1 protein-coding gene is annotated in these 317 nt (G+C 39.1%); it reads left to right on the plus strand.

Going from position 1 to position 317, the window contains the following annotated elements; translation table 11 throughout:
• Positions 1-81 precede the first annotated feature (81 nt).
• A partial coding sequence (locus tag M1B78_RS18600; protein WP_257941512.1) for a recombinase family protein occupies positions 82-317 on the plus strand: 236 nt, incomplete at its 3' end.

Raw genomic sequence — 317 nt, forward strand, 5'->3', positions numbered from 1 at the left:
TCCGGATTATGAAAACTTTATGTTCGATGCTTTATTAATTGCATATAAATTCTTACTTTTAAAGGAGAAAAACAGAAGGCTATGAATTACGGTTACATCAGAGTGAGCAGTGAGAAACAGACCGTTGAAAACCAGCGGTACGAGATAACTGAATACTGCAAAAGAAAAGGACTCATCATAGATAAATGGATTGAAGAGAGTGTGTCTGGTGCCAGGCATCCCAATGTGCGGAAATTAGGCAAGATACTGAATACGATAGACCAAGGCGATACCATATATGTTACGGAACTTTCAAGGCTTGGACGCTGTGCGTATAT

This window comes from Bacteroides muris (ex Fokt et al. 2023), from assembly GCF_024704895.1.
Lineage (GTDB): Bacteria > Bacteroidota > Bacteroidia > Bacteroidales > Bacteroidaceae > Bacteroides > Bacteroides muris.